The sequence below is a fragment of the Schleiferilactobacillus perolens DSM 12744 genome (genome assembly GCF_001435585.1).
Classification (GTDB): Bacteria; Bacillota; Bacilli; order Lactobacillales; family Lactobacillaceae; genus Schleiferilactobacillus; species Schleiferilactobacillus perolens.
Genome location: NZ_AZEC01000030.1, coordinates 1 through 9,431, shown reverse-complemented (window position 1 = coordinate 9,431; position 9,431 = coordinate 1). Strand labels below are relative to the sequence as shown.

Sequence of the window (9,431 nt, the reverse complement as noted above, 5' to 3'; positions counted from 1 at the left end):
TGGGTTCAAATCCCGTACGGGTCATTGTCTATCGAGGGCAATTTGCCGACTTAGCTCAGCTGGTAGAGCATCGGTATCGTAAACCGAGGGTCAGCCGTTCGAATCGGCTAGTCGGCATTATTAAATGCTTTAGCGGAGCCCCGAATAAGCCTATACATAGGCGTTTCAGTCATCAGTTAGTCGCTGGTGGCTGTTTTTTTATGCCTTCAAAAAGTCGTTGAATACCGCCGAAAATCCATGATTGACCGCGAAGATATGAGTACTTTTTTGCCTAGTGTGAGTACTCATTAGAGTAACTTTCGGGAAGCTTGGTATTACCGGTGCTAAGCCATTCCTGTTGTTGATCATAACAGAAGCTTTAGCCGAACATGAGTCATTTTGGCCCCAGCGTGAGTACTCGATATGAGTACTTTTTTGAAATGTAGGCCGAAAACAGGATATTTTGGCCCAATATTTCTAATTTTGGTCATGCTATGTTGTGAAACCGAAGCGTTGTGAAACTTGGAATATAAGGTGGTGGAAAGGTACAGGATAAGTTGCAGCCATTAAGTCGTGCAGAATGGAATTTGAAGACTGAAAAGCCGCATGACTGCTGGAAGCCACTCCCTGTACCCCCTGACAACTCTTATAAACAAGGTGGTAGAAGAATTATGGCAAACGAGTACAAGTACGACGGCACAGCCGCTGATGAACACAGAGCAGTGGCCGGAACTGAACTAATCAAACTGGTGGGCCAAGCCAGAGGGATAACGGTACGGACTATTGATGACCTATTGGCCGCAAATACGTCGGTCAAAGGCCGAATTGGCAAGAAGTTATAACATTTCGCGTAAATCCGTTTATCGGTACCTTGCCAGGTACTCTGGCAACCAAGAAGAGGTGCGGCCATGACCAAGTTTACGAATCAATACAAGTATGAACCGACCAGTGTGAGCACGGTTCGCCGGTGCCGATTTCTGGAAGACCTTGGGCTTGGTCCTGCGGCCGCAACGTTGCTGGCAGTTGTGTGTATCGGGTCGCTATTTCCGGGAAAAATCTTCAATACCGTCATCGGCCCCACTCTAGGTATTGTAGTCATGGTCGAAATGCTAGTGGGTGTTTATGGCTTGCTGGGCGCGCTCATCTGGCGCCGACATGTCCAACGATTAGTCAGGCAGAAGAAATGATTTGTCTTTCAAGCTGACTCAGAGTTATAACAGCAGCACCAAAGGATAAGGAGCTGTTGGTCATGACAAAATCCGCGACTGCAATGGTTTTAGAGGCACTACCTGGTATTTTAGATACCAAGGAGGGTCAGACGTTTCCGCAAATTTGGGAGCGGTTGATCCAAATTAAAGAATTGGAACCAATGTTGGTTAATGACAAGAAGCAACCACGTTTTGGCGTTCTACAGGGTATTAGCACGCGCGTTAAAGCCGGTAAGGTTCTAGGCATTGTAATAATCAAAGACGCTCATGGCGCAAAATGGTTTAAGACCGACAGCGGAATGGCATTATATGTCCAAGAAGCAAAGAAGAACTTCCAGTTAATCCGGGACTTGCCGCCCCCTCCGAATGCTGGCAAGCCTGACATTGCGGCAAAACAGCTTATTGACAAGTATTTAGACCAGGTCGAAGAGCAGTTTGTTTCACTTGGTAAAGCTAAACCAGCACCAGCGAAAAGTACAAAAAGCACAACTGTTAAGGCCGAGGAAAAGAAAGCCGCCAAAGCCTAAGCGATTGTTGAACAGATGTCCATCCTTTGGGGGATGGATATTTTTTTGCCTTCAAATATTGGAAATGGCCGGGATTGATAGAAACCTTGAGCATGAATACAGGCCATGATGGTATCCTTCAATAGTAAAGATGAAAGGTGATGAAAGCGGTGAAGAACAAAGTAAACGAAAGGCTGATATTCCTGGTCATTGACCAGTCTGTTATTGCTGAAAGGAAGGTCAAACTGGTAATCCAGCTGAAGGTATTGAACCAGGAGGATATATCATTGGTAGCCACTGGTGGCCGGGCACGAGCAATACTTAGTTGATGCAACCACAGAAACTCTTACGGACTTGGTGGCTGATGCGGAGAATGCTTCGAACATTATTGACCAGTTCATTGAAGACTTTCAGCCCAACAAAGTCATTTGGTCCAAAGAAGCTGCATGAGTGTGCGTCGCTGGTGCTTGTTCCCGATAAATGAAATAATTTCTTTCTGAAATCCGCGCATTATACGCTGAAAGGAATTGATAATATGAATCAGAAAAGCAAGACCAGCGAGGTCAGTGTCGGGTATATGCGAGTATCAACGACTGAGGACCGGCAGAAGTTAGGGCTTGATGTTCAGCGTAGGAAGCTCCAGGAGGCTAACGTCACATACTTATTCGGCGAAGCAATGAGCGGGCGCAAAGATGAACGACCAGAATTCAAGAAGGCTATTCACAAGGCAAAAAAGCTTGCGTCCGAAGGTAAATCGGTTACTTTTGTCGTTTACAAATTGGACAGGTTGGCAAGAAAGATGTCGACTCTACTGAGCACCCTGGAAGAACTGCAGCGCTCTGGTGTCGCGTTTCGAAGCTTGTCAGAGAATATTGATACTTCCACACCTGGTGGTGTCTTAATGATGCAACTGCTGGGTATGTTTAGCGAGTTTGAGGTCAATACGCTCCGAGCGAGGACCAAAGAAGCTCTCTACCAGGCTCGTTTGGAGGGCAAACAACTGGGAAGACCGGCAGTTCCTGCGAAAACCCAAGAAGCAATTCGGAAACTATACCAAAATCACGCATTTTCAGTGGAAACGACTGCCAAGAAATACGGCGTATCGGTTCGGACAGTCTACAGGTTGGCCAAGAGTTCAGGTCTATCAAGGCGTCAGCCAAATTTTGAAGCTTCCAATTCTTGAAGTTGATGGTATAATAACAAGCGTAACGAAAAGTACCATTCATGCCAATAACGACCCATTTAGTCAGTTGCCAAACAAAAAATAATTGAATCTTGAAGCCTTGCTACGATTGGATTTACCAAATCGTGGTGAGGCTTTTTTTGCTACTGTCCATACCGTCGTTATTGGCAGTAGTGTCACCCGCTAAAAGATTGTGAGAATTAAGCAGATTCAGTATTGCTGGGTGGCATCATACCAACAATTTGGGAGGAAATAACATGGAGAAAACGAGAAAGCAGCGTTTGCTTGCCGAGGCCACTGCAAAGCGCGAGTACCACGCAAAGCTAGTTCACAGCAAGGCAAAGGGCTGGTTAACGGTTGGTCTGACCGCATTGGCACTGGGTGGAGTTGCAATACTTGGCGGCCAACCGGCACAGGTCCAAGCCGCAACAACAGAAACGACGCAACAAGTATGGACTTTACGCCCAGTTGCAGACATTGTGGCTCAAATTCAAGCGTCAAATAAACAAGTATACGATATCCAATGGGGCGACACTTTGTCCACTATCAGTGAAGCGTTGAACACGGTCGGTATTAAGACCAGCGTTAACCGTTTGGCGGAGATTAATCGGATTGCCAACATTAATCTTATTTATGCTGGCTCAAAACTGTCTATCAACGGTACTGGTGACAACGCCACTATTTCTGTACAAGGGCCGAACGGAACAACATCGTTTAACGCCAACCCTGCAAAGGGAGCCGTAGCTACACCAGCAGAGAAGACTGCGGCAGAACAACAGACGCAACAAGCTACTGGTAATAGTAGCCAATCGACCAACAATGGCTCTGCTCAGTCCACTGGAAATAATGGTAACTCGGCGGATCTCGATAAGGGCAATAATAATTCTGGTTTAGCCACCACGCCGACTACCCCGACTGGGCCAACTATTCCAACGACACCCACGACTCCAACAGTGCCAACTACCCCAACGAAACCAGGTGAACCTACTGAGCCTACAAAACCAACTGAAAAGTACGCAACTTTGACCATTGTCGCTAAAGATGCTAATGGCAATGAGTTAGGTGTTTTAGGCAGTTTGTCTGCCAAGATCGGTTCTGAAGCCACCGTGTTTGCCGGCAATTTAGACAGCCATAGTTTCTTGCAAGGATACACCTTGCAGGGTAGTAATAACCAAACCGTTAAGGTCGCCGGTGATGCTACGATATCCTTTACGGTTAAGAAGAATGAAAATCCCGTTGTTCCGGGCACAAAGGATGAATACGTGACTGTAAACGTAGACGAGGCTGGTAATAAACTGGCGGATACTGCTGGCTACCACAAGTTGAGCGAATCCACAGTAAACACCACTACGACTGAAGGAGACGGAACTATCGTCACCACACACACAACGACCGCCATTTGGCATAAGACTGTTAACACTAACCAATATGTGACCGTGAATGTGGACCAAGCTGGTAATAAACTGGCTTCCACTGCAGGTTACGACGAAGTGTCCCGGTCAACCGACAATGGTGTGGTGACTACTGCTACTAATGGTGACACTACTACGACTTACACCACCACTATTGTTTACCAAAAGCACGAGACTGGTGTTGTCGTGAATACCGTGAACGTTTCTGAAGATGGTACGAACCTTGGGGTGAATCCAGATACGAATGTGTATCACCTCATCAAGAGTGAGACTTCTATGGATGGAAAAACCATCACGAAGACGTGGCATAAAATGGTGACTCGTGATGAACAGATCACGAAGAATGTGGATGAATCCGGGAATGTATTGACCGACACCACAGGGTATGAGAAAGCCTCCGCGTCTGATCCAATCAAGGGTGTGAGCTACAAAGCCGCTAATGGTGACACAGTGACCCCCTATGTCATAACGATTACTTGGCGCAAATCTGTGACACCGCCAGTTGAAACGACTGTGACGAAGAACATTGACGAAGCTGGCAATGATTTGGGTGCCAACCCGGATGCTAAGCTTTATCACAAGATGAGTACCTCTGATCCGATCGAACAGGATGGCAAAAAAGTGATCACAGTGACTTGGCATAAAATTGTTAACACAGACAAACACGTCATAGTTAACGTGGACCAAGATGGTAAGATTTTAGCCAGCACAGATGGTTATGATAAGCTTTCCGAAAAGACCGATGACGGTGTCGTGACAGACACAGCGACCAACGGCGACACGGTGACAACAATCACCACAACCGTGACTTGGAAGAAGCATGAAGAAGGCGTCATTGTCAAGAACGTGACAATCAATGTGGATGAAGCCGGCAAAACGCTCACTGATACCACTGGCTACCACAAGATTTCTACATCCGACCCGGTGGAATCCGACTCAACTGATGCCGATGGGAACACTGTGAAAACTTACACCACCACTGTAACGTGGCATAAAGTGGTCAATACGGATAAAAACGTGACAGTCAATACGGATGAATCCGGGAAAGTATTAGCCAGCACAGATGGTTTGGTCAAAGTATCGGTTTCTGATCCAGTCAAGAATGTTGAAACAGCGGCCAATGGTGATACCACGACCACTTACACCACCACAGTTGTTTGGCGTCAACCGACTACCACCGAAAAGACGGTAACCGTCGATGTGGATGAATCTGGAAAAGCCATTTCTGACACGACTGGTTACCACCAGTTATCCTCTTCCACCAAAGACAGTGTGGAAACTCTACCGAACGGGGACACCGTGACTACGCATACCGTGACCGTGGTTTGGCATTTGATTCAGAACACGGACAAACAAGTAACTGTCAATGTTGACGAAAGTGGCAAAACACTGGACTCAACGGACGGTTACGATAAGGTAAGCATCTCCGACCCAGTCAAGACAGTACAAACCTTGGACAACGGGGATACTGTGACGACCTATACGACCACTGTGACATGGAAGAAGCATACAGACCCAACACAGCAAGCTACCGTGACAGTGAAGTATGTCGATGACAAGGGTAATAAGCTCGCCGACGATAAGTCTGAACAAGCCAATGTAGACAGTCCTTATACAGCGACTGCTCCGGCAATTGATGGCTATGCTCTGCAAGGCAGCACGACCCAAACGGTTAAAGTAGATGCCAAGGGCAACACAATCACCTTCACTTACACTAAACAAGCAACACCCGTGCAGAAGGCTAAAGTGACCATTATTGCCAAGAGTAATGTTGACGGAAAAGTCTTACGACAAACCGAATCCGACGAAGTAGAAGTCGGTAAACAGTACACCGCTACTGCTCCGACCATTGATGGTTGGACGCTGCAAGGTGATGCAACTCAAACTGTTACCGTGGATGCTACTGATAACACCGTGACTTTCCGCTACTTGCCCACACCGGCTGAGGTTGATGTGAATGCAGTTGCCAGCGCACTGCTTACGAAGTTGAATGCTTACCGCGTTTCCCAGGGGCTGACCGCATTAAAGTCTGACCCGAACTTATCTGCAGGCGCTATGGTACGTGCTCAGCAGGAGGCGGACGCATACAATGCAGGTGGACTTTCTGCGCCTGACCATCTACTTCCGAATGGTCAAAACTTTAACCACGAAGCGCACCTTACGGCGTACGGTTCGACCAACATGGCTGAAAACCTGACAGTATTCCCAGACTCTGATCCTGATCGCAATGCTGATACGGTTGCACAAGAGGCTCTCGATAACTTCAAGAATTCTCCGGCACACAACGAAGCAATGTTGACCAAAGATTTCACCGACGGCGGTATGGGTGTGGCGATTACCAAGGATGGCAACTTTGTCGTTATTCAAGACATGGGTGGTAAGGCTGCGGATACTTGGGATGCGAGCAAGTTTAATTCTAAAACCTTGATGCAAGCAGGGTTCACGCCAGAACAAGTTGACCAAATTGACATGGAACAAGGATTTGATTGGGCTGACCAACAGCCACCGAAGTTTTATTACATTCCGCCCTATATCTTTAAAACTCAGGCAGATGTAGACGCATACTTGGACTTTGCTCAGGGACAAGACAAGACTTTTGAATCAGCTATGCCTTCTGGCGCTTTTGTGACGTATGTGAACATTCAAGTGGGTGGTGGCACCCTCATCGGTTATTCACCTGTTCTGCAGCTGGGAGAATCTGTTAGCTCATTGCAAAGTAAGGGCTATCACCCGGCTTCAATGACCATCCCGGCAACACCAACAAAGGTGACCATCACGTATTCCCTTCTGAATCATGAGCATACGAAGACACTTCGCTATGAAACAGAAGTTGTCGACGCAGTGGCAGGGCAACCAATTACTCTTAGCGCTAAGTCAATCCCAGGTTTCACGGCGTACGACAATGGGTACCCACTTACTGTCACCTTAATTCCAGTGGCAAATCCCAATCGAAATGAAGTTAACTTCCAGTATGAGCAGAATGAATAAAGATGGGTTGTATTGAATAACAAGACTTTAAGTTAGCTAAGAATAAAAGGGGCTTTTTTAGAAAAAGCCCCTTTTTATAACGAACTGGGAGGAAAGAGTAATGATGAAAGGGTTTCACAAGGCAGTGATCCTAATTCTAGGACTCACGCTGCTCACTGGGTGTGGTTTATTTGGAAATAAATCAGCCACAGCAAAAGGTCAAAGCAGCACCAGCAGTAAAGTAACAGAAACAAATCAAGTGCTTGGCAATTACGCCGGTACGCACAAGGGTGACGGGACCGCAAAAGACCCAACCTACCGATATTCGATTAATTTCGATAAGCACGGTCATTTCACCCAAGATATCATTAGCTCCCAAGGATACGCCGGTCGGTTCACACAAACTGGTTCTTACAAAGTGGACGCAAAAAGCAAGGACGTGACCATCCGAATTGAACAAGTCACCGAGGAAATGTTTAGCTCTGATGATATTTTGAAGGCTGGTGGCGCGCCAGTTTCTATTTCGGTTCGCTCTAGTTTGGATGGTTCTTCCACTAAGCTTACAGCGGCAGAAGACCATCCGATTCAGTTGCTGAATCGGAAGGAATACCTGTTAGGTACAGTGAATAACGTTAAGCTCTATCCAACAAAGGAAACGACTGTAAGCTATATCAAACACCGAGACACGGAACTGAAGAAATACAAGGAAACCTTCAATCGCTTTTCCGGCAAAACGTTTAACTCTGCATCCGGTACGGCCAGTAACTCACTGGCGTTTCAGGGTAACCAGTTCATCTGGCAATACAGCAACGGCAAGTCAAATCAGCCGGAAGTGGCAGTCATCCAGGGCACTTATGTGGTTGACCTGAGCAACAATCAGATTATTTTGACCGTCACTATTGAAAGCCCGACCTACCAGGGTACCGATATTTCAAAAGGCACCTACCGGAGCACTGGGGCGAGCTTATTTGGAACAAAGGAAATCAAGTTGCGGATTACCGATAATGACCACTTGCAAGTTCTTACTGGACTTTCGGTGAATGTCTCAAGTTTCCAAATTGAAGCTACCGGCGATCAATATTCGACTATTTTGGAACAATGGGGTGTTGACCATCTAAAACAAAGCTGGCACGAGTCCAAGAGTCAGTCAGTTACCGACATTTTCCCAACCGTCCAAGATTTCGAAAAATGGATTGTCGGTTGGTGGGAAAAGAGCGGGATAGATACAAATGCAACGGAAGACAATCCCGCGAACCACATTACCAGCAGTGGTACCGACGAACAACTTGGTATTTCAGGCACGGGCCAGACCATCGATGCGGTGTACACAGTATATTGGGCGGACACAATGGTTGGCCAAGAGAATATGGCTCCTGCCCACCTATACGCGATTACTGCGGATGGCAAGATTTATACGGGTAATGGCAGTGCTATGCTCAATGATACATGGACGGCACGGTACCGGTCAGACTTTTTGGTAAATTAGCATTATTATGGTCTTGCAGTTTCTAGTGCGGGGTTTTTAGACGCGTACTTGGATTGATTTCACCGATGTTTGACTTGTTTGTTTGGGCGTAGAATAATTGTGCTCGGAGGTAGGTATCGGTCATGGCAACTAAAAGTTTTCACACAGATTTCCGCTTCACTGCCAAATCTGCTAACGCTCTAGTTGATGCTTTGAACAGATCACAGCGGGTTGATACTGAGATTAAGCAGCCTAGGTATATGACTAACGAAGTAGAAAAGCTAAATAAATTTGAGACACTTTTCGAGTTTAATGAAGTAGGCTATACGGAAGACGTGTGACCCCGTGTCGCATAGTAACCCACTGAAGAAGCACAGTGGGAGGACTATTCGAGAGATCATCTCCTGTCCTATTAACCAGATATTTGGAGGGCCTTATTATGAATGAAAAACCAGTGCAAACTAAAGTGGTAGAAGGTTTCAGGGAATTCTTTTCACAGACCAATATTAAGACAGTAACAATGCTTGCTTTCATCATTACAGGTTGGATTTTCAATTTGTAAGAAAATGGTGGATGCTTTTTTGGGAGTCTAAAATTGTCCTGCAGACTTTCATCGGGTTAACGCTTACCAAACGATGCCTTCCTGTATTTACTGAAATACAACCACCTAACAATCTCCGGCCCGCCTGAAGTGCAACAAAAAAGTTAGAC

9 protein-coding genes and 1 tRNA gene are annotated in these 9,431 nt (G+C 46.4%); all 10 read left to right on the top strand.

Annotated features, from left to right (window positions below):
• The first annotated feature begins 44 nt into the window (after positions 1-44).
• The 10 genes from FD09_RS15185 (at position 45) to FD09_RS16970 (ending at position 9,282) form a co-directional block, all read left to right on the top strand.
• Positions 45-117, top strand: a tRNA-Thr gene (locus tag FD09_RS15185).
• Between the two features lie 533 nt (positions 118-650).
• On the top strand, positions 651-821 hold the full coding sequence (locus tag FD09_RS16440; RefSeq protein WP_157053867.1) for a hypothetical protein: 171 nt from the start codon (positions 651-653) through the stop codon (positions 819-821).
• 66 nt (positions 822-887) lie between these two features.
• The gene (locus FD09_RS15180; protein WP_057822536.1) at positions 888-1,166 is read left to right on the top strand and encodes a hypothetical protein; all 279 of its coding nucleotides are present in this window, start codon (positions 888-890) and stop codon (positions 1,164-1,166) included.
• A 62-nt stretch (positions 1,167-1,228) separates the two neighbouring features.
• Positions 1,229-1,714: a hypothetical protein gene (locus tag FD09_RS15175; RefSeq protein WP_057822535.1), complete on the top strand. Its 486-nt coding sequence runs from the start codon at positions 1,229-1,231 to the stop codon at positions 1,712-1,714.
• 279 nt (positions 1,715-1,993) lie between these two features.
• A complete protein-coding gene (locus FD09_RS16435; protein ID WP_157053866.1) occupies positions 1,994-2,143 on the top strand; it encodes a hypothetical protein in 150 nt (49 codons plus the stop codon).
• Between the two features lie 85 nt (positions 2,144-2,228).
• Entirely contained in the window at positions 2,229-2,876 is a 648-nt protein-coding gene (locus FD09_RS15170) for a recombinase family protein (RefSeq protein WP_057822534.1), read from the top strand.
• Positions 2,877-3,133: 257 nt separating this feature from the next.
• A complete protein-coding gene (locus FD09_RS15165; protein ID WP_057822533.1) occupies positions 3,134-7,276 on the top strand; it encodes a MucBP domain-containing protein in 4,143 nt (1,380 codons plus the stop codon).
• Positions 7,277-7,376: 100 nt separating this feature from the next.
• A complete protein-coding gene (locus FD09_RS15160; protein ID WP_057822532.1) occupies positions 7,377-8,741 on the top strand; it encodes a hypothetical protein in 1,365 nt (454 codons plus the stop codon).
• Between the two features lie 122 nt (positions 8,742-8,863).
• Positions 8,864-9,061, top strand: coding sequence for a hypothetical protein (locus FD09_RS15155; RefSeq protein ID WP_057822531.1), 198 nt, complete (start codon positions 8,864-8,866; stop codon positions 9,059-9,061).
• Between the two features lie 98 nt (positions 9,062-9,159).
• On the top strand, positions 9,160-9,282 hold the full coding sequence (locus tag FD09_RS16970; protein WP_268873302.1) for a hypothetical protein: 123 nt from the start codon (positions 9,160-9,162) through the stop codon (positions 9,280-9,282).
• The last annotated feature ends 149 nt before the right edge of the window (positions 9,283-9,431 follow it).